This is a genomic window from Serratia sp. JKS296 (assembly GCF_900215445.1).
Taxonomy (GTDB): domain Bacteria; phylum Pseudomonadota; class Gammaproteobacteria; order Enterobacterales; family Enterobacteriaceae; genus Serratia; species Serratia marcescens.
The window spans coordinates 4,986,046-5,006,111 of record NZ_OCMX01000001.1; the positions used below are offsets into that span (position 1 = coordinate 4,986,046).

The 20,066-nt window shown below is 58.0% G+C and carries 14 protein-coding genes, 1 tRNA gene and 2 rRNA genes; 11 read left to right on the top strand and 6 right to left on the bottom strand.

The genetic code is table 11. The features are described 5' to 3' along the window. Window positions 1-156: 156 nt before the first annotated feature. Both mioC and asnC read right to left on the bottom strand, forming a co-directional pair. Complete coding sequence (mioC, locus tag CRO23_RS23835; RefSeq protein WP_016929621.1) at window positions 157-597, bottom strand: FMN-binding protein MioC; 441 nt, start codon at window positions 595-597, stop codon at window positions 157-159. Between the two features lie 100 nt (window positions 598-697). After that, entirely contained in the window at window positions 698-1,159 is a 462-nt protein-coding gene (gene asnC, locus CRO23_RS23840) for a transcriptional regulator AsnC (protein WP_004933786.1), read from the bottom strand. 155 nt (window positions 1,160-1,314) lie between these two features. Here asnC and asnA point away from each other — a divergent pair, with 155 nt between their 5' ends. Next, on the top strand, window positions 1,315-2,307 hold the full coding sequence (gene asnA, locus CRO23_RS23845; RefSeq protein WP_016929623.1) for an aspartate--ammonia ligase: 993 nt from the start codon (window positions 1,315-1,317) through the stop codon (window positions 2,305-2,307). A gap of 4 nt (window positions 2,308-2,311) precedes the next feature. Here the strand turns inward: asnA and viaA are convergent, their stop codons facing one another. Both viaA and ravA read right to left on the bottom strand, forming a co-directional pair. Next, window positions 2,312-3,775 (bottom strand): ATPase RavA stimulator ViaA, encoded by a 1,464-nt coding sequence (viaA, locus tag CRO23_RS23850; protein ID WP_004933781.1) that lies wholly within the window; start codon window positions 3,773-3,775, stop codon window positions 2,312-2,314. Window positions 3,776-3,777: 2 nt separating this feature from the next. Then, entirely contained in the window at window positions 3,778-5,286 is a 1,509-nt protein-coding gene (gene ravA / locus CRO23_RS23855) for an ATPase RavA (protein WP_097103054.1), read from the bottom strand. A gap of 283 nt (window positions 5,287-5,569) precedes the next feature. Between ravA and kup the strand changes: the two genes are divergently transcribed. From kup to rbsR, 7 genes are all read left to right on the top strand, one after another. Next, window positions 5,570-7,438: a low affinity potassium transporter Kup gene (gene kup, locus CRO23_RS23860; RefSeq protein WP_015379467.1), complete on the top strand. Its 1,869-nt coding sequence runs from the start codon at window positions 5,570-5,572 to the stop codon at window positions 7,436-7,438. A gap of 170 nt (window positions 7,439-7,608) precedes the next feature. Next, a complete protein-coding gene (gene rbsD, locus CRO23_RS23865; RefSeq protein ID WP_016929625.1) occupies window positions 7,609-8,028 on the top strand; it encodes a D-ribose pyranase in 420 nt (139 codons plus the stop codon). A 7-nt stretch (window positions 8,029-8,035) separates the two neighbouring features. Beyond that, window positions 8,036-9,541 (top strand): ribose ABC transporter ATP-binding protein RbsA, encoded by a 1,506-nt coding sequence (rbsA, locus tag CRO23_RS23870; RefSeq protein WP_016929626.1) that lies wholly within the window; start codon window positions 8,036-8,038, stop codon window positions 9,539-9,541. A 6-nt stretch (window positions 9,542-9,547) separates the two neighbouring features. Further along, entirely contained in the window at window positions 9,548-10,516 is a 969-nt protein-coding gene (rbsC, locus tag CRO23_RS23875) for a ribose ABC transporter permease (protein WP_004933766.1), read from the top strand. 24 nt (window positions 10,517-10,540) lie between these two features. Continuing rightward, a complete protein-coding gene (gene rbsB, locus CRO23_RS23880) occupies window positions 10,541-11,428 on the top strand; it encodes a ribose ABC transporter substrate-binding protein RbsB (RefSeq protein ID WP_049299635.1) in 888 nt (295 codons plus the stop codon). A gap of 61 nt (window positions 11,429-11,489) precedes the next feature. Continuing rightward, window positions 11,490-12,416: a ribokinase gene (rbsK, locus tag CRO23_RS23885; RefSeq protein WP_097103056.1), complete on the top strand. Its 927-nt coding sequence runs from the start codon at window positions 11,490-11,492 to the stop codon at window positions 12,414-12,416. Between the two features lie 4 nt (window positions 12,417-12,420). Then, a complete protein-coding gene (rbsR, locus tag CRO23_RS23890; protein ID WP_025160301.1) occupies window positions 12,421-13,422 on the top strand; it encodes a ribose operon transcriptional repressor RbsR in 1,002 nt (333 codons plus the stop codon). Here rbsR and mdtD read toward each other — a convergent pair. Both mdtD and CRO23_RS23900 read right to left on the bottom strand, forming a co-directional pair. After that, a complete protein-coding gene (gene mdtD, locus CRO23_RS23895; protein WP_079452260.1) occupies window positions 13,419-14,834 on the bottom strand; it encodes a multidrug transporter subunit MdtD in 1,416 nt (471 codons plus the stop codon). The genes rbsR and mdtD overlap by 4 nt on opposite strands. A 67-nt stretch (window positions 14,835-14,901) precedes the next feature. Next, entirely contained in the window at window positions 14,902-15,591 is a 690-nt protein-coding gene (locus tag CRO23_RS23900; protein ID WP_004933751.1) for a FadR/GntR family transcriptional regulator, read from the bottom strand. Window positions 15,592-16,066: 475 nt separating this feature from the next. Between CRO23_RS23900 and CRO23_RS23905 the strand changes: the two genes are divergently transcribed. The 3 genes from CRO23_RS23905 to CRO23_RS23915 all read left to right on the top strand — a co-directional run. Further along, a 16S ribosomal RNA gene (locus CRO23_RS23905) occupies window positions 16,067-17,608 on the top strand. Between the two features lie 88 nt (window positions 17,609-17,696). Beyond that, a tRNA-Glu gene (locus tag CRO23_RS23910) sits at window positions 17,697-17,772 on the top strand. 239 nt (window positions 17,773-18,011) lie between these two features. Next, window positions 18,012-20,066 (top strand): 23S ribosomal RNA (locus CRO23_RS23915); the annotation flags it as partial.

Consider the following 20,066-nt stretch of genomic DNA (forward strand, 5'->3'; position numbering starts at 1 on the left):
GAATGATCGGTGATCCCGACGCAGATAAGCTGGGATCTAAAAGGCTTGTTATGCACAGGACAAAAAGCGCTCTACGGTTGTTATTGGGATAACTACGGCTTTTACCCTGCTTTTAAGCTTAGTTATCCACAATCGTTCGCGCGATCTTTAGACGAATTAGAGTAAATTAATCCAGTTTTTTACCCATTCCTCGGCCGGATCCTCGGGAATTTCATGCTCGGTCACGTCGATCTCGAGACGATCGCCGATCCTTTTAGCGCCTCTGGCGATCAACAGATCGTCGATCTGTTTGATCGCGCCGCAGAAGGTGTCGTATTCCGAACTGCCCAAACCGACGGCGCCGAACTGCACCTCGGAAAGATCCGGCTGCTGCTCAGCGATCTGTTCCAGCAGCGGTTGAAGGTTATCCGGCAGTTCGCCGGCGCCGTGCGTGGAAGAGACCACCAGCCAGCGGCCGGTCAACGGCAGTTCATCCAGTTCAGGGCCGTGCAGCATCTCGGTAGAGAAACCCGCGTCTTCCAGCTTTTCAGCCAAATGTTCAGCCACGTATTCGGCGCTGCCAAGCGTACTGCCACTGATCAGAGTAATGTCTGCCATGAACCAACGATCCCAACCTTCTCACTCAAAGTGGCTGCATTGTACGCTGTGAATCGGCTGGGATCTACCTGTGGATAATGTGGGTATGCAATTTGGCGGGTTACGGCACGATGGTGCGCATAATGGGGTTCTGCAGCGAGATCAGCGTTTCGGTAGACTGGATCTCGTCGATGGTCTGGATCTTGTTGATAAGTACCTGTTGCAACGCGTCGATCGATCGGCACATTACCTTAATAAAGACGCTGTAGTGGCCGGTGGTGTAATAGGCTTCCACCACTTCTTCCAGGCTTTCCAGCTTCTTCAGCGCCGAAGGGTAATCCTTGGCGCTCTTTAAGATGATGCCGATAAAGCAGCACACGTCGTAGCCCAGCTGTTTGGGGCTGACGTCGATGCGCGCGCCGGTGATGATCCCGGCCTGCTTCATCTTCTCCACCCGCACATGAATAGTGCCGGGGCTGACGGCGAAGTTTTTCGCCAGTTCGGCGTACGGTGTGCGCGCATTGTCCATCAGGGCGTTGAGAATGCCGCGATCGAGATTATCGATCTGATAAATTTCCGCCATTTAATCCCCCATTAATTAACGATTGTTGAATTCTGTCCGGGTAAAAATGAACGATTAAAAGTGAAAAGGCAATATTGATTAATGGATATTGAATAGTCGTGTCATTTTGTTGCTTAATCGATGGCAACAGAGACAGGTTTACAAGAGATACGGCAATGAAAAAACAGTTTATCCAAAAACAACAACAAATCAGCCAGGTCAAATCCTTCTTCTCCCGCCAGCTGGAGCAACAGCTCGGTCTGATCGAAGTGCAGGCCCCGATCCTTAGCCGCCTGGGCGACGGCACGCAGGATAACCTTTCCGGCAGCGAGAAAGCGGTGCAGGTCAAAGTCAAAACCTTGCCGGACGCCACCTTCGAAGTGGTGCATTCGCTGGCGAAATGGAAACGCAAAACCCTGGGCAGCTACGATTTCGGTGCCGGCGAAGGCCTGTATACCCATATGAAGGCGCTGCGCCCGGATGAAGACCGTCTGACGCCAATCCACTCGGTGTACGTCGATCAGTGGGACTGGGAGCGGGTGATGGGCGACGGTGAGCGCAGCCTGGACTACCTGAAAAACACCGTGCGCAGCATTTACGCTGCGATCAAGGCGACGGAGGCGGAAGTCAGCCGTGAGCATGGCCTGACCCCATTCCTGCCGGAACAGATCCACTTCGTGCACAGCGAAACCCTGCTGCAGCGCTATCCGGATCTGGACGCCAAAGGGCGTGAGCGAGCGATTGCCAAAGAATTGGGCGCGGTGTTCCTGATCGGCATCGGTGGCAAGCTGTCGCACGGCAAATCGCACGATGTGCGTGCGCCGGATTATGATGACTGGACTACGCCGACGGCGGATGGACTGGCGGGCCTGAACGGCGATATCGTGGTGTGGAACCCGGTGCTGCAGGACGCTTTCGAGCTGTCTTCCATGGGCATTCGCGTCGACGCCGCGGCGCTGAAACATCAGCTGGCGCTGACCGGCGACGAAGAGCGCATGAAGCTGGAATGGCACCAGTCGCTGCTGCGCGGCGATATGCCGCAGACCATCGGCGGCGGCATCGGTCAGTCGCGTTTGGTGATGCTGCTGTTGCAGCTGTCGCATATCGGCCAGGTGCAGTGCGGCGTGTGGTCGCCGGAAGTGCGCGGCGCGGTCGAAGGCCTGCTCTAACCGCCTAGCGCCGCCAGCGGCGCATCAAACGGCTTTTCAACCCGGTATCAAAGCGCCAGATATGATCGAAGATGCGCATGATGCCGGGTTTGCCGTAAGCGGACATCGCCACCGCGTGGAAACGTTGCTGGTGGCTTTGTTGCTGCTGTTTCACCTTCTTTATTACCTCCTCCGGCAACCGCTGGGCGATAAAATCGGAAATGATCACCGCATCGGCGTCGAACCAGCCGCTCTCCGCCATTTTGGTGACGGTGGCGTTCAGGCAGGCCGCCAGATCGGTGCCGCCGCGAAACTGCTGGCCGAGAAAGCGCACCGCTTGTTCGATGCCGCTGGCGGCGGTGAGCTCGTAATGCACGATCTGGTTGGCGAACAGCATGATATAGCAGCGGCGGTTGTCCGCCAGCGCAATGCGCAGCAGCGCCAGACAGAAGGCCTTGGCGCACTGTTCGTTGAAACCGCCCATCGATCCGGAGGTGTCCACGCAGACGATAAACGGCCCGCGCGGCTGTTGATCCTGCTGCTGGTGAGTGACCTGGCGGATCAGGATCTGTTCCTGCCAGACGTCGCCTTGCAGACGGTAGCTCAGCAGCCGCTTTTCCAACAGGCGGCGGTAGAACTCGAATTCCAGCTCTTCTATCCCCAGCGTCGCCAGCTCCGGCGGCAGCAGGCGCAGGATGTCGTCGCTCTGATGAATGCCGCTCACTTCTTCCGGCAGCGTGGCCGGCACCTGCACCATGACCCTGAACGGCTCCGGCTGCGCGTCCTGTTGCTGCACCGCCTTGGCCTGATAGCTGCGGCCCAGCTGTTGCGCCAGCTTTTTCAGCTCCGGCTGCTGCTGCAAAAAGTTGCCGTACTCCACCAGCCGCTGGTAATCGCCACGCTGCAGCTGGCCTTTGCTCATGTCCCACAGCCTGCCGGCGGCGGTGTCGTTTTCCGACAGCAGCGGCTCCAGCGCGCCGCTCAGCGCCAGGCGCTCCTGCAGCTCCGCCATCAGCTGCTCGCGCTCTTGTTCCAGCAACTGGTGGTGCAGCATGGTGGCCTGCAGCGTCAGGCTGATGCGCCAGCGCTGCAGAAACAGGGTTTGAAAGCTGTCGTCAAGCGGGTGATTGGGCAGATCGGCGGCGTCCACCAGCGCGCGCGCCTGTTCATAAAACGGTGAGACCAGCTGGCGCAGCAGTTCCATCGTGTCGTTGAGGTTGTGATAAAACTGGGTGTTGTTCTCCAACTGGCACTGTTGGTAGCGGTAAAATTCCTGCGCCAGCGCCGGCGGCACCATCGCCTCCTGCAGACGTTCCTTAAGCTGCAGCTTCCAACGCGGCAGATCGCGATCCAGCGCCCGGCGAAGGGCCGGAAACTTTTTAAAGAATACCGACAGCTGCGGCGCCGCCAGCATGCCGACGATCATCTCCTCGATCATCTCGCCTTCGGTGATCGCCAGCAGCAGATCGAGCGTCTCCAGACTGAGCATGGTTACTGGCCGCGCATTTGCTGCAGTTGTTGTTTAACCTGTTCCGCGACCTGCAGCAGACTGGCTTCGATCTTGGCCAGGCCGGCGGCGGGCGTGAACAGACAGGGCTGATGTTGGCTGAAGGCGCGGCGTTGCTCCACCAGGCGCTGGGCCAATCCGTCCATTTCATCCAGCAGCGCCTGTGGCGTGGCGGTGGCCTGTTTGCCCGGCAGCGCCAGCAACGATGGCTGGCGGCTGACGTCCAACACCGTGAGGTGCAGTTGATCGTCCACGTCCAAATCGATCGGCTGCGCGAAGCCGATGCCATTTAGCTTGGCGCGCACGTCGCCGCCTTTTTGCAGCCAGTTGTCCAGCGCGCTGCTTTCGATGCTCAGATGATTGACCTGAATGTCATGCAGCTGCAGCGGTTTTTGCAGCAGCAGGGTGAGGGTGCCGCCGGGGAACGGCGTGGCCGGCGCGTATTGCGGTTTACGGCTGAACATGCCGCCCTTTTTCACCAGGCTGATGGCCTGCCGATCGCTTTGCTGTTGCTGGTCCTGCAGCCAGCGGGTGTGGATCTGTTGCAACTGGATCAGCATCGATTGTTGCTGATAGGCCGACTCGGTCAGCAACTGATCGATCTGCTGTTGCAGCAGCTTCAGCGAGGTGAGATCGTGCCACAGGCAGTCTTTCAATAGCATCAGGTCGAGCGGGGCGATGGCGTCGCGCCCGCTGAAGAAGGCGCAGGCTTGCAGCAGGCGCAGGGCTTTTTTCCAGCGCCGATCGGAGACGTAAGGCGCCTGCTCCAGCGCATCCAGCCGCTGGCGCAGCTGGAAGATCAGCTCAAAACAGGCTTCCGGCAGCGCAACTTTGTCGATCTGCGGTTGCCACTGCAGAAACTCTTCGTCGCTGATGCTCAGCGCTGCCGGCACCGGGTTTTGGCTTTCGCTCTGGCGGTTGACCAGCAGCGAGCGGAAATTCTGTTTATCCTGCACCTTGTCCAGCCACAGACGGATCAGCATGCGGTCATATAAGGCTTCGAGGCTGTTGTCCGCTTCGGGCAGTTCGTTGGAGGCGGTGACCAGCAGGCGCAGCGGGATCGGTTCTTCGCTGTTGCCGTTGCGAAAACGGCGTTCGTTGATCGCCGTCAGCAGGGTGTTAAGGATCGCCGGGCCGGCCTTCCAGATCTCGTCCAGAAACACGATCTCCGCTTCCGGCAGATAGCCGGCGGTCAGACGCTGATAGCGCCCCTCATCTTTCAGCGCCTGAATAGATAGCGGGCCGAAGACCTCCTCCGGCGTGGAAAAACGCGTCATCAGGTATTCAAAGGAGCGGGCGTTGCGGAAGGCAAACTTCAGCCGGCGCGCGATCAGGCTCTTGGCGATGCCGGGCGGGCCGAGCAGGAATACGCTTTCGCCGCTCAGCGCCGCCAGCAGGCACAGACGGATTGCCTCTTGCCGCTCATAAAGACCGCTCTCCAGCGCGTTGCTGAGGCGGGAAATTCGTTCTGCCAGAAGGGATGATGGCGTCATATAATTGTCGCATTGTCCGAGAGTTAGCCAATCTTGGTCGATAATCCGATGATAAACCACCATTATTTTTAGTGGTATAGCCTGTTGATTAGTAATATTTTTCTAAGTTAAGCCGGATATTCGGTTCACATTTTGTTTATTTTTCGGCTCTGATATAAGGGTAGGCAAGCGGTATAAATGGTGCATACTGTGCGGCTTTCTGGTGGGCGTGACGGATCTTTGAGCCCGTATTTTGCCTGATGCGGATGCATCGCTAACGGATGTTCTGATAAAGAAACGAATTATGAGCGCAGAGCATAAGCAGTCCTTATCGGCGGTAACCTTGGCTGCCATCGGCGTGGTCTACGGTGATATCGGCACTAGCCCTCTCTATACGTTGAGAGAGTGTTTCTCCGGCCATTACGGCTTCGATGTTCGTCCAGACGTGGTTTTCGGCTTCCTGTCGCTGATTTTCTGGATGCTGATCGTGATCGTTTCCCTCAAATATCTCACCTACGTGATGCGCGCGGACAACGCCGGCGAGGGCGGCATTCTGACGCTGATGTCGCTGGCCGGGCGCAATACCTCGGCGCGCACCACTGCGGTGTTGGTGATACTGGGCCTGATCGGCGGCAGCTTCTTCTATGGCGAGGTGGTGATCACCCCGGCGATCTCGGTGATGTCGGCGATAGAGGGGTTGGAAATCGCCGCGCCTGCGCTTGACGCCTATATCGTGCCGCTCTCCATTCTGGTGCTGACGCTGCTGTTCGTTATCCAAAAGCACGGCACCGGCAGCGTCGGCAAGCTGTTCGCCCCGGTAATGCTGCTGTGGTTCATCGTGTTGGCGGTGCTGGGCGCGCGCAGCATCATTTCGAACCCGGAAGTGCTGCAGGCGCTGAACCCCAAATGGGCGCTCAACTTCTTCATGGAATATAAGAAGGTGTCGTTCTTCGCGCTGGGGGCAGTGGTGCTGTCCATCACCGGCGTCGAGGCGCTGTATGCCGATATGGGGCACTTCGGCAAGTTCCCTATTCGCCTGGCCTGGTTCACCGTGGTGCTGCCTTCGCTGGTGCTCAACTACTTCGGCCAGGGCGCGCTGCTGCTAAAAAACCCTGAGGCGATCAAAAACCCGTTCTTCCTGTTGGCGCCCGACTGGGCGCTGATCCCGCTGCTGATTCTGGCGACCCTGGCGACGGTTATCGCCTCGCAGGCGGTGATTTCCGGCGTCTTCTCGCTGACCCGCCAGGCGGTGCGTCTGGGTTACCTGTCGCCGATGCGCATCATTCACACCTCGGAAATGGAATCCGGCCAGATCTACATTCCGGTGATCAACTGGACGCTGTATATCTCGGTGGTGCTGGTGATCATCGGCTTCGAACACTCCAGCAACCTGGCGGCGGCGTACGGCATCGCCGTTACCGGCACCATGGTGCTGACCAGCATTCTGGTCACTTCGGTGGCGATTAATAACTGGCATTGGAACCGCTTCCTGGCGATCGGCATCGTAACCATCTTGCTGATCATCGACGTGCCGATGTTCTCCGCCAACGCCCTGAAGCTGTTCTCCGGCGGCTGGCTGCCGCTGACCTTGGCGCTGGTGATGTTCATCATTATGACTACCTGGAAGAGCGAGCGTTTCCGCCTGTTGCGTCGTTTGCATGAGCACGGCAACTCGCTGGAGGCGATGATCGCCTCGCTGGAGAAATCGCCGCCGGTACGGGTGCCGGGCACCGCGGTCTTCTTGTCGCGCGCCACCAACGTCATTCCTTTTGCGCTGTTGCATAACCTGAAACACAATAAGGTGCTGCATGAGCGCGTGGTGCTGCTGACGCTGCGCACCGAGGATGCGCCTTACGTGCACAACGTGCGTCGGGTGACCATCGAGCAGCTGTCGCCGACCTTCTGGCGGGTGGTGGCCAGCTACGGCTGGCGTGAAACGCCGAATGTCGAGGAAGTGTTCCACCGCTGCGGGCTGGAAGGGTTGCCGTGCCGCATGTCGGAGACGTCGTTCTTCATGTCCCATGAATCGCTGATCCTCACCAAGCGGCCATGGTACCTCTACCTGCGCGGCAAACTATTCGTTGCTCTGAGCCGCAATGCGCTGCGCGCGCCGGATCAGTTCGAAATCCCGCCGAACCGGGTCATCGAGCTCGGCACGCAGGTCGAGATCTAACCCGCCTGACAGGGGCTCAGTTAGGCTGAGCCCCTTTTGTTTGCGCTTTCTCCGTGCGCGAACGAAACGTTTCGATAACGATCACACTTCTGCATTGTCCTGGTTGCCTTCCCCTGCCGTTTTTTTAAACTCCCCCAAAGAGCGAAACGTTTCGCTAGCGGAGTGAGAAGATGAAAAAAGGCGTATTACTGAATTCCGACGTGTCTGCCGTGATTGCCCGGCTGGGGCATACCGACCAGCTCACTCTGTGCGACGCGGGCCTGCCGATACCGGCGGAAACGCAGCGCATCGATCTGGCGCTGACGCAGGGCGTGCCGACCTTCATGCAGGTGTTCGCGGCGGTCACGCAAGAGATGCAGGTAGAAAGCGCCATCCTGGCGGAAGAGATCGTGAAACAGAATCCGTCGCTCCACGAGGCACTGCTGGCGGAACTGACCGCACTGGGCCAACGCCAGGGTAACACCATCAGCGTGCGCTATATCAGCCATCAGGCGTTTAAAGCGCAAACCGAGCACAGCCGGGCGGTGATTCGCAGCGGGGAGTGTTCGCCTTACGCGAACGTGATCCTGTGCGCCGGCGTAACTTTCTGAGGCGTTTATGCAACCTTTACTGCAACTGAAAGGGATTGATAAAGCCTTTCCCGGCGTGAAGGCGCTTTCTGGCGCCGCCCTCAGCGTCTATCCCGGCAAGGTGATGGCGCTGGTGGGGGAAAACGGCGCCGGGAAGTCCACCATGATGAAAGTGCTGACCGGCATCTACCAGAAAGACGCCGGTAGTCAGTATTTTCTCGGTAAAGAGGTGGTATTCAACGGGCCCAAGGATTCGCAGGAAGCGGGCATCGGCATTATCCATCAGGAGCTGAACCTGATCCCGCAACTGACGATTGCGGAAAACATCTTCCTCGGCCGCGAGTTCGTCAACCGTTTCGGCCGCATTGACTGGAAGCGCATGTACGCCGAGGCCGATCGCTTGCTGGCGCGCCTCAACCTGCGCTACAGCAGCCATCGGCTGGTGGGCGAGCTGTCGATCGGCGATCAGCAGATGGTGGAGATCGCCAAGGTGCTGAGCTTCGAATCGAAAGTGATCATCATGGACGAACCGACCGATGCGCTGACCGATACCGAAACCGCCTCGCTGTTCAAGGTGATCAACGAGCTGAAGGCCGAAGGGCGCGGCATCGTGTATATCTCGCACCGCCTGAAAGAGATTTTTGAAATCTGCGACGACGTGACGGTATTTCGCGACGGGCAGTTCATCGCCGAGCGGCCGGTGAGCGAGCTGCAGGAAGATTCGCTGATTGAGATGATGGTCGGCCGCAAGCTGGAAGAACAATACCCGCGCCTTGATTTGCCGCGCGGGGAAAAGCGGCTGGACGTCAGCCACCTTTCCGGCCCCGGCGTTGAAGACGTCAGCTTTACGCTGTATCGCGGCGAGATCCTCGGCGTGGCCGGGCTGATGGGCGCCGGGCGTACCGAATTGATGAAGATCCTGTATGGCGCCGCCCCGCGCAAGGCCGGCACCGTCAGCCTGGACGGCCGCGAGGTGGTCACCCATTCGCCGCAGGATGGGTTGGCGAACGGCATCGTCTATATCTCGGAAGACCGCAAGCGCGACGGCCTGGTGCTGGGCATGTCGGTGAAGGAAAACATGTCGCTGACCGCGCTGCGCTACTTCAGCCGCGCCGACGGCAGCCTGAAGCAGGCCGACGAGCGGCAGGCGGTGGGGGACTTCATCCGCCTGTTCAATATCAAAACGCCGTCGATGGAGCAGCCGATCGGTCTGCTTTCCGGCGGCAATCAGCAGAAAGTGGCGATCGCCCGCGGCCTGATGACCCGGCCGAAGGTGCTGATCCTCGATGAGCCGACGCGCGGCGTCGACGTCGGCGCCAAAAAAGAGATCTATCAGTTAATCAACCAGTTCAAACAGGAAGGGCTGAGCATCATTCTGGTGTCTTCGGAAATGCCGGAGGTGATGGGCATGAGCGATCGCATTCTGGTGATGCACGAAGGGCATCTCAGCGGCGAGTTCCCGATTGAACAGGCCACCCAGGAAGCGTTGATGGCGGCAGCCGTCGGCAAGCAATACGGCGTAAAGCAGGAGTAATCAGATATGAGTTCCCAGACTATCGCAGCTAAGCGCTGGTTCAGTAAAGAGTGGCTGTTAGAGCAGAAGTCGTTGATTGCGCTGCTGGTGCTGATCGCCGTGGTCTCTTCCATGAGCCCGAACTTCTTCACCCTGAACAACCTGTTCAATATTCTGCAGCAGACCTCGGTGAACGCCATCATGGCGGTGGGGATGACGCTGGTGATCCTCACGTCCGGCATCGATCTGTCGGTGGGATCGCTACTGGCGCTGACCGGCGCGGTGGCGGCGTCGATCGTCGGCTTTGAGGTCAACGCGCTGGTGGCGGTGGCGGCGGCATTGGCGCTGGGCGCCGCGGTTGGCGCCTGCACCGGAGTGATCGTCGCCAAAGGCAAAGTGCAGGCCTTTATCGCCACGCTGGTGATGATGCTGTTGCTGCGCGGCGTCACCATGGTGTACACCAACGGCAGCCCGATCAACACCGGTTTCACCGATGTGGCCGACACCTTCGGCTGGTTCGGCATCGGCCGTCCGCTGGGCGTGCCTACGCCGATCTGGATCATGGCGATCGTGTTCATCGCCGCCTGGTATATGCTGCACCATACGCGCCTGGGCCGCTATATTTATGCCCTGGGCGGCAACGAAGCGGCGACCCGTCTGTCCGGCATCAGCGTCGATAAAGTGAAGATTATCGTCTACTCGCTGTGCGGCCTGCTGGCGGCGTTGGCTGGGGTAATCGAAGTGGCGCGCCTGTCGTCGGCGCAGCCAACCGCCGGCACCGGCTATGAGCTGGACGCCATCGCCGCCGTGGTGCTGGGCGGCACCAGCCTGGCCGGCGGCAAGGGGCGCATCGTCGGCACGCTGATCGGGGCGCTGATCCTCGGCTTCCTGAACAACGGCCTGAATTTATTGGGTGTTTCTTCCTACTACCAAATGATCGTGAAGGCAGTGGTGATACTGCTGGCGGTTCTGGTAGATAACAAAAGCAACAAGTAACCTCCCCCTACAGGAATCACGATGATGAAAATGAAAAAACTGGCAACCTTAGCCTCCGCCATCGCGCTGAGCGCCACCCTGAGCGCCAATGCCATGGCCAAAGACACCATCGCGCTGGTGGTGTCCACCCTCAACAACCCGTTCTTCGTTTCGATGAAGGATGGTGCGCAGCAAGAGGCCAACAAGTTGGGCTACAACCTGGTGGTGTTGGATTCCCAGAACAACCCGGCGAAAGAGCTGGCCAACGTGCAGGATCTGATGGTGCGGGCGCCCAAGCTGCTGTTGATCAACCCGACCGACTCCGACGCGGTGGGTAACGCCATCAAGATGGCCAACCAGGCTAAGATCCCGGTCATCACGCTGGACCGTGTGGCGAGCAAGGGCGACGTGGTGAGCCACATCGCTTCGGATAACCGCGTGGGCGGCAAAATGGCCGGCGACTTCATCGCCAAGAAAGCGGGCACCGATGCCAAGGTGATTCAGCTGGAAGGCATTGCCGGCACCTCCGCCGCGCGTGAACGCGGCGAAGGCTTCAAACAGTCGCTGGATCAGAATAAATTCACACTGTTGGCCAGCCAGCCGGCCGATTTCGATCGCACCAAGGGTCTGAACGTGATGCAGAACCTGCTGACCGCTCACCCGGATGTGCAGGCGGTATTTGCCCAGAACGATGAAATGGCGTTGGGCGCGCTGCGTGCGCTGCAAACTGCCGGTAAAACCGACGTGATCGTGGTAGGCTTCGACGGCACCGCCGACGGCGTGAAAGCGGTCGAAGGCGGCAAGCTGGCGGCGACCGTGGCGCAGCGCCCCGATCAGATCGGCGTGATCGGTGTGGAAACCGCCGATAAGGTGCTGAAAGGCGAAAAAGTGCCGGCGACCATCCCGGTGGATTTGAAGCTGGTCACTCAGTAAGTCATACCAGCGCCATCGGAACGGGGCGTTTACGATGGCGCGCAATTCAGGAATCAATGCGATGGAAACAGGTAAGCTGGTGGTTCTTGGCAGCATCAATGCCGACCATATCCTCAATATTGAACAGTTCCCCCACCCGGGCGAAACGGTGATCGGGAAACAGTATAAGGTGGCGTTTGGCGGCAAGGGCGCGAATCAGGCGGTGGCGGCCGGGCGCAGCGGGGCGGAGATCGCCTTTATCGCCTGCGTAGGCGCCGATGATATCGGCGAGCGTATCCGCCGGCAGCTGGCGAGCGATCGCATTGATACTCAACCGATTGAAGCCATCGCCGACAGCACCACCGGCGTGGCGCTGATCTTCGTCAATGCCGAAGGCGAGAACGTGATCGGCATCAATGCCGGCGCCAACGCCGCGGTGACGCCGGATTACCTGGCGCGCTACCAACAAAAAGTGATCGACGCCGACGCCCTGCTGATGCAGCTGGAGTCGCCGCTGGAGACGGTGATCGCCGCCGCCCGCTTGGCGAAGCAACATCAAACGCAGGTGATCCTCAACCCGGCCCCGGCGCGCGAGCTGCCGGACGAGCTGCTGGCCATGATCGATATCATCACCCCGAATGAAACCGAAGCGCAGCGCTTGACCGGCATCGCTGTGGACAACGACGACGATGCGGCGCGTGCGGCGCAGGCGCTGCACGACAAAGGCATCGCGACGGTGATCATCACCCTCGGCAGCCGCGGCGTGTGGCTGAGCGAAAACGGCAACGGCAAACGGGTGCCCGGCTTCAAGGTGCAAGCGGTGGATACCATCGCCGCCGGCGATACCTTTAACGGTGCGCTGGTGACCGCCCTGTTGGAAGGCAAGGTCATGGCCGACGCGGTGCGTTTCGCCCATGCGGCGGCGGCGATCGCCGTGACCCGCCCAGGCGCGCAGCCTTCGGTGCCGTGGCGTGAAGAGATCGACGCCTTCTTGCAGCAGCAGGGGTGATCCTTTGGCCACCATGAAAGATGTCGCCCGCCTGGCGGGCGTTTCAACTTCTACCGTTTCGCATGTGGTCAACAACAATCGCTTTGTCAGCGACAGCGTGCGCGACAAGGTCATGGCGGCCGTGGAACAGCTGAACTATGCGCCTTCCGCGCTGGCGCGCAGCCTGAAGCTCAATCAGACGCGCACCATCGGCATGCTGGTGACCGCCAGCAACAACCCGTTTTATGCCGAAGTGGTGCGCGGCGTGGAGCGCAGCTGCTATGAACGCGGCTACAGTTTAATTCTGTGCAATACCGAAGAAGACGCCGCGCGCATGAACCGCAGCATGGAGACGCTGCTGCAAAAGCGCGTCGACGGTTTGCTGTTGATGTGCACCGAAAACCACCGGCCATCGCAAGATGCCCTGAGCCGCTACCCGTCATTGCCGATCGTGATGATGGACTGGGCGCCGTTCGAGGGCGCCAACGACATTATTCAGGATAACTCGCTGCTGGGCGGCGAGATGGCGACCGACCATCTGATCGCCCGCGGCTACCGCAAGATCGCCTGCATCGCCGGCCCGCAGGATAAAACCACCGCCCGTCACCGACTGGAAGGCTATCGCAACGCGATGCGTCGCGCCGGATTGCCGGTTCCGCCAGGGTATGAAGTGCATTGCGACTTTGAGTTTGAGGGCGGGGTAAACGCCATGCGCCAACTGCTGGCGCTGGACGAGCCGCCGCATGCGGTGTTCGCCGGCAACGACGCGGTGGCGGTAGGCGTTTATCAGGCGCTGTATCAGGCCGGGCTTTCCGTGCCGCAGGATATGGCGGTGATGGGTTACGATGACATTGAGCTGGCGCGTTATTTGGCGCCACCGCTGAGCACCATTCACCAACCGAAGGATTCGCTGGGCGAATTGGCGATCGATGCGCTGATCAACCGCCTGCAGAACCCGGAGCGCGCACCCCAGGTGCTGGTGCTGACGCCCGAGCTGGTGGAACGCGCCTCGGTGGGGCGCCGTTAACTGGCCGCCTTCGCTTCTTTCTTGCTTTCCTGGCCGCTGATCAAATTGCGGCCATCTTTCCTTCTCAGCAACATAAACACCAGCGCCGACGCCACGGTGACGATCCCCATGGTGATAAAGGTGTAATGGAAGTGGTCGATCATGGTGCCTAACGACAGGGATTCGTAAAAACGCAGCACCGCCGCGCTGATCGCCACGCCGAAGCTGATGGACAGCTGTTGGGTGACCGCCAGGACGCTGTTGCCGGCGCTGGCGTTGGCGTCGTTCAAATCCGCCAGGCTGATGGTGTTCATGGCGGTGAACTGGGTGGACATCGCCATGCCCAGCACGAACAGCGGCAGGATCATCAGCCACAGCGGCATGCCCGGGCTTTGCAGGGCGAACTGGGCGATCAGCACCCCGATGATAACGGTGATGCCGACCAGCGTTTTACGGTAGCCGAACCAGCGCAGTACCTGAGTGACGGTGGATTTCGCCATCAGCGAGCCGATGGCGGTTGGCGCCATCATGCAACCGGCGACGATCGCCGTGTAGCCGAATCCCACCTGCAGCATGAGCGGCATTAAAAACGGCACGCAGCCGGTGCCCAGTCTGGAGGCGACGTTGCCAGCGATGCCGACCGAGAAGGTGCGGGTTTTGAACAGGTCGAGACCGATCAGTGGCTGAGGATGGCGGCGTGCGTGCGCGATGTAGCTGAACAGCATTACGAAGCCGCTGAGCAGAATGCCCAGCGAAACGTAGCTGGCCAGCACCCGCTCGCCAAACAGCTCCAGCCCGGTGGAGATCAGCACCAGGCTCAGGCCGAATAGCATAAAGCCAAGGAAATCGAAGCGGCGTTTGGGCGTGGTGAAGTCCGGCATGTATTTGCGTGCATAGAAGATGCCGAGCAGACCGATAGGGATATTGATCAGGAAAATCCAGTGCCAGGTGGCGTAGGTTACCAGCCAGCCGCCCAGCAGCGGCCCCAGAATCGGCCCGACCAGGCCGGGCATGGTGACGAAGTTCAGCACCGGCAGCAGTTCGCTGCGCGGGTAGGCGCGCAGCAGCGCCAAGCGCGCGACCGGCATCATCATCGCGCCGCCGATGCCCTGCAGCACGCGAGAGGCAACCAGCGCGCTCAACGTAGGAGACAAGGCGCACAGCAGCGAACCGAGGGTGAATAACGTGACGGCGAAGATGAATACCCGTCGAGTGCCGAAGCGATCCGCCAGCCAGCCGCTGACCGGGATCAGCATTGCCACCGTCAGCGTGTAGCTGATGACGGCCGATTGCATCGCCAGCGGCGAACGCCCCAGGCTTTGGGCGATCGCCGGCAGCGCGGTGTTGAGGATAGTGGCGTCCAGCGCCTGCATAAAGAACGCCATTGCGGCGATCCACGGTAGTCCTGCCATACTGCGCGCGGATTGGGTCATGGTCGGTCCTGGTTAAATGGTCGTCTGTCCCTCGTCTCTTTCTTCTATATATAAGCGGGGAGCGTGTCTAGTCTTTCTCTTTCAGCAATACCTGGCAGGCGACGAGGGCGCCTGCGCTGTCTCCGGCGAGTATCGCATCGACGATAGCCTGATGATGGCGCAGCTTGATCACTTCATTGCCGGTGATGGCGCGGAAGTAGCTTTGGTACACCGAACTGAACAGGTTGGCGAACGAGGTCAGGAACGGGTTGCCGCTGGCCTCGTAGATGAGCTGGTGGAATTGGGTATCGACCTGGATCCAACGCTCGCGATCAAACTGGGTATGCAGCGCGCGCATTTCCGCCATCAGCCCCGCCAGCAACTTGGTTTGCTGCGGGCTGGCGTGGTTTGCCGCCAACGCGCAGGCCTGCGGCTCCAGCGAGGTGCGCAAGATAAGGAAGTGTTGCATCACCTGATCGAAGTTTTCCCGCGTCATCCACCAGGTCAGTAAATCTTGATCGAGGAAATTCCATTGGCTTTGCGGCATCACGCGGGTGCCAATGCGCGGGCGCGGCAATAACATGCCTTTGGCGGCTAACATCTTCACCGCTTCGCGCACTGCGGTACGGCTGACGCCGAATTGCTCGCCCAGTTCCATTTCACCAGGCAGGATGCTGCCGGCCTGATAATCGCCTGCCAGAATTTGTTGGCCGAGTTTTTCTGCAAGCAGATAAGAAAGATTGCGTTGGGCGGCCTGTTGTTGTGCATTTAACGGCATGGCTGCGGATCCTTACTGACATCGTTATTTCTATTTTACTCCAGTGATCGCCAGCTTTTATGGCTGTTTGCCTGAAAAAGTGACATAAATTCGCCGCTTTTTCGCCCTTTTGTTGAAAAAATCCGCGCTTGAAAAGTTTTTTGCAATTAGGGGTTGCGGCCTGCCGAGAACTCCCTATAATGCGCCTCCACTGACCGGGAACAACGACTGACAAGCCGCCGGGTCAGCGAGAAGAAAGCGAAATAAACGCTTGACTCTCCGGGCGAAAAGCGTAGTATACGCAGCCCGCGCCGATGAGTTTCTCGGCACTGCTCTTTAACAATTTATCAGACAATCTGTGTGGGCACTCCACAAGACGATATCCAGCATCTTTGGATGCAAAAAAATATCAAGTCTTGAAGAGTGACTAACTGAAGTAAAATTCATGCAGTAAATCTTTGAGCATCGCTTCTCGAGTGGAAGCAAATCAAGCTTTTAATTGAAGAGTTTGATCATGGCTCAGATTGAACGCTGGCGGCAGGCTTAACACATGCAAGTCGAGCGGTAGCACAGGGGAGCTTGCTCCCTGGGTGACGAGCGGCGGACGGGTGAGTAATGTCTGGGAAACTGCCTGATGGAGGGGGATAACTACTGGAAACGGTAGCTAATACCGCATAACGTCGCAAGACCAAAGAGGGGGACCTTCGGGCCTCTTGCCATCAGATGTGCCCAGATGGGATTAGCTAGTAGGTGGGGTAATGGCTCACCTAGGCGACGATCCCTAGCTGGTCTGAGAGGATGACCAGCCACACTGGAACTGAGACACGGTCCAGACTCCTACGGGAGGCAGCAGTGGGGAATATTGCACAATGGGCGCAAGCCTGATGCAGCCATGCCGCGTGTGTGAAGAAGGCCTTCGGGTTGTAAAGCACTTTCAGCGAGGAGGAAGGTGGTGAACTTAATACGTTCATCAATTGACGTTACTCGCAGAAGAAGCACCGGCTAACTCCGTGCCAGCAGCCGCGGTAATACGGAGGGTGCAAGCGTTAATCGGAATTACTGGGCGTAAAGCGCACGCAGGCGGTTTGTTAAGTCAGATGTGAAATCCCCGGGCTCAACCTGGGAACTGCATTTGAAACTGGCAAGCTAGAGTCTCGTAGAGGGGGGTAGAATTCCAGGTGTAGCGGTGAAATGCGTAGAGATCTGGAGGAATACCGGTGGCGAAGGCGGCCCCCTGGACGAAGACTGACGCTCAGGTGCGAAAGCGTGGGGAGCAAACAGGATTAGATACCCTGGTAGTCCACGCTGTAAACGATGTCGATTTGGAGGTTGTGCCCTTGAGGCGTGGCTTCCGGAGCTAACGCGTTAAATCGACCGCCTGGGGAGTACGGCCGCAAGGTTAAAACTCAAATGAATTGACGGGGGCCCGCACAAGCGGTGGAGCATGTGGTTTAATTCGATGCAACGCGAAGAACCTTACCTACTCTTGACATCCAGAGAACTTTCCAGAGATGGATTGGTGCCTTCGGGAACTCTGAGACAGGTGCTGCATGGCTGTCGTCAGCTCGTGTTGTGAAATGTTGGGTTAAGTCCCGCAACGAGCGCAACCCTTATCCTTTGTTGCCAGCGGTTCGGCCGGGAACTCAAAGGAGACTGCCAGTGATAAACTGGAGGAAGGTGGGGATGACGTCAAGTCATCATGGCCCTTACGAGTAGGGCTACACACGTGCTACAATGGCATATACAAAGAGAAGCGACCTCGCGAGAGCAAGCGGACCTCATAAAGTATGTCGTAGTCCGGATTGGAGTCTGCAACTCGACTCCATGAAGTCGGAATCGCTAGTAATCGTAGATCAGAATGCTACGGTGAATACGTTCCCGGGCCTTGTACACACCGCCCGTCACACCATGGGAGTGGGTTGCAAAAGAAGTAGGTAGCTTAACCTTCGGGAGGGCGCTTACCACTTTGTGATTCATGACTGGGGTGAAGTCGTAACAAGGTAACCGTAGGGGAACCTGCGGTTGGATCACCTCCTTACCTAAAGATATTGCTTCGAGTGGCGTGCTCACACAGATTGTCTGATGAAAAAGTAACGAGCAAAAGCGTCATAAAAGTACGGTGTCGTGTCCCCTTCGTCTAGAGGCCTAGGACACCGCCCTTTCACGGCGGTAACAGGGGTTCGAATCCCCTAGGGGACGCCAAGCTTCCGACCCACCCGGTGAAAGCGGCGGTCTCAAGTATCTGACGATACACCATATCTTAAAGATGACTTCCGAGTCATGTTTAAGATATTGCTCTTTAACAATCTGGAACAAGCTGAAAATTGAAACATGACGGCTGAAATTTATCCCTCCGTAGACGTATTGGGATGAAGAGTAACCTGTCATAGAGTCTCTCAAATGTTTGCAGCGCGAACGATGGAAACATCTTCGGGTTGTGAGGTTAAGTGACTAAGCGTACACGGTGGATGCCTAGGCAGTCAGAGGCGATGAAGGGCGTGCTAATCTGCGAAAAGCGTCGGTAAGGTGATATGAACCGTTATAACCGGCGATACCCGAATGGGGAAACCCAGTGTGTTTCGACACACTATCATGTCATGAATACATAGTGGCATGAGGCGAACCGGGGGAACTGAAACATCTAAGTACCCCGAGGAAAAGAAATCAACCGAGATTCCCCCAGTAGCGGCGAGCGAACGGGGAGGAGCCCAGAACCTGAATCGGCTTGTGTGTTAGTGGAAGCGTCTGGAAAGTCGCGCAGCAAAGGGTGATAGCCCCGTACACTAAAATGCACAGGTCGTGAGTTCGATGAGTAGGGCGGGACACGTGACATCCTGTCTGAATATGGGGGGACCATCCTCCAAGGCTAAATACTCCTGACTGACCGATAGTGAACCAGTACCGTGAGGGAAAGGCGAAAAGAACCCCGGCGAGGGGAGTGAAATAGAACCTGAAACCGTGTACGTACAAGCAGTGGGAGCACCTTCGTGGTGTGACTGCGTACCTTTTGTATAATGGGTCAGCGACTTATATTTTGTAGCAAGGTTAACCGTATAGGGGAGCCGTAGGGAAACCGAGTCTTAACTGGGCGATTAGTTGCAAGGTATAGACCCGAAACCCGGTGATCTAGCCATGGGCAGGTTGAAGGTTGGGTAACACTAACTGGAGGACCGAACCGACTAATGTTGAAAAATTAGCGGATGACTTGTGGCTGGGGGTGAAAGGCCAATCAAACCGGGAGATAGCTGGTTCTCCCCGAAAGCTATTTAGGTAGCGCCTCGTGAACTCATCTTCGGGGGTAGAGCACTGTTTCGGCTAGGGGGCCATCCCGGCTTACCAAACCGATGCAAACTCCGAATACCGAAGAATGTTATCACGGGAGACACACGGCGGGTGCTAACGTCCGTCGTGAAGAGGGAAACAACCCAGACCGCCAGCTAAGGTCCCAAAGTCATGGTTAAGTGGGAAACGATGTGGGAAGGCATAGACAGCCAGGATGTTGGCTTAGAAGCAGCCATCATTTAAAGAAAGCGTAATAGCTCACTGGTCGAGTCGGCCTGCGCGGAAGATGTAACGGGGCTAAACCATGCACCGAAGCTGCGGCAGCGACGCTTAGGCGTTGTTGGGTAGGGGAGCGTTCTGTAAGCCGTTGAAGGTGGCCTGTGAGGGTTGCTGGAGGTATCAGAAGTGCGAATGCTGACATAAGTAACGATAAAGCGGGTGAAAAGCCCGCTCGCCGGAAGACCAAGGGTTCCTGTCCAACGTTAATCGGGGCAGGGTGAGTCGACCCCTAAGGCGAGGCTGAAAAGCGTAGTCGATGGGAAACAGGTTAATATTCCTGTACTTGGTGTTACTGCGAAGGGGGGACGGAGAAGGCTAGGCTAGCCGGGCGACGGTTGTCCCGGTTTAAGCGTGTAGGGGGTGTGACCTGGTAAATCCGGTTGCATACTAACCCTGAGGCGTGATGACGATGCACTACGGTGCAGAAGTAGTTGATGCCCTGCTTCCAGGAAAATCCTCTAAGCATCAGGTAACATTAAATCGTACCCCAAACCGACACAGGTGGTCAGGTAGAGAATACCAAGGCGCTTGAGAGAACTCGGGTGAAGGAACTAGGCAAAATGGTGCCGTAACTTCGGGAGAAGGCACGCTGGCATGTAGGTGAAGTCCCTCGCGGATGGAGCTGAAGCCAGTCGAAGATACCAGCTGGCTGCAACTGTTTAATAAAAACACAGCACTGTGCAAACACGAAAGTGGACGTATACGGTGTGACGCCTGCCCGGTGCTGGAAGGTTAATTGATGGGGTCAGCCGCAAGGCGAAGCTCTTGATCGAAGCCCCAGTAAACGGCGGCCGTAACTATAACGGTCCTAAGGTAGCGAAATTCCTTGTCGGGTAAGTTCCGACCTGCACGAATGGCGTAATGATGGCCAGGCTGTCTCCACCCGAGACTCAGTGAAATTGAACTCGCTGTGAAGATGCAGTGTACCCGCGGCA